At 63.8% G+C, this 1,187-nt stretch carries 1 protein-coding gene; it reads right to left on the minus strand.

What is annotated here, in order from left to right:
* On the minus strand, positions 1-1,187 hold a 1,187-nt coding region (gene glyA / locus ACR0J2_RS24060), incomplete at both ends, for a serine hydroxymethyltransferase (RefSeq protein WP_480814111.1).

Consider the following 1,187-nt stretch of genomic DNA (forward strand, 5'->3'; position numbering starts at 1 on the left):
TCGCCATTGGCGGCGAGGCCGTCGACGACCTCGATGATCCAGTCCGCGATCTGGCGGAATTCAACCTCGCCAAAGCCTCGTGTGGTGCCGGCGGGCGAACCCAGGCGGATGCCCGACGTGATGGTCGGCTTTTCCGGGTCAAACGGCACGCCGTTCTTGTTGCAGGTGATATGCGCGCGGCCCAGGGCCTTTTCGGTGGCGTTGCCCTTGACGCCCTTGGGGCGCAGGTCGACCAGCACCACATGGGTGTCGGTGCCATGGGTCACCGTGTCCAGACCGCCCTTGATCAGCTGATCCGACAGGGCCTGCGAATTGACGACGACCTGCTTGATGTAGTCCTTGAAGGCCGGTTGCAGCGCCTCGCCGAAGGCCACGGCCTTGGCCGCGATCACGTGCATCAGCGGGCCGCCCTGAATGCCGGGGAAAATGGCCGAGTTCACTTTCTTTGCGATATCTTCATCATTGGTCAGGATCATGCCGCCACGCGGGCCGCGCAGGGTCTTGTGCGTCGTGGTGGTTGCCACATGCGCATGCGGGAAGGGGCTGGGGTGCTCGCCCGCCGCCACCAGACCGGCGAAATGCGCCATGTCCACGTGCAGATAGGCGCCGACCATGTCGGCGATCTCGCGCATGCGGGCAAAGTCGATCTGGCGCGGGATGGCCGAGCCGCCGGCGATGATCAGCTTGGGCTGGTGCTCTTTCGCCAGCGCCTCGACCTGATCGTAGTCCAGCATGTTGTCTTCCTTGCGGACGCCGTACTGCACCGCGTTGAACCACTTGCCCGACTGGTTCGGGCGGGCGCCATGGGTCAGGTGACCACCGGCATCCAGGCTCATGCCCAGAATGGTGTCACCGGGTTTGATCAGCGCCTGGAACACGCCCTGGTTGGCCTGAGAGCCCGAGTTCGGCTGCACGTTGGCGAAACCGCAGCCAAACAGTTGCTTGGCGCGGTCGATGGCCAGATTCTCGGCAATGTCCACGAACTGGCAGCCGCCATAGTAGCGCCGCCCGGGATAGCCTTCGGCGTATTTGTTGGTCATCACCGAGCCCTGCGCCTCCATCACTGCGGCGCTGACGATGTTCTCGGACGCAATCAGCTCGATCTCGTCGCGCTGGCGCCCCAACTCGGACCGGATCGAGCCGAAAAGCTCAGGATCACGATCCGAAAGAGACTGGGTGAAAAAACC

It is taken from the genome of Ruegeria sp. CG4, assembly GCF_056537185.1.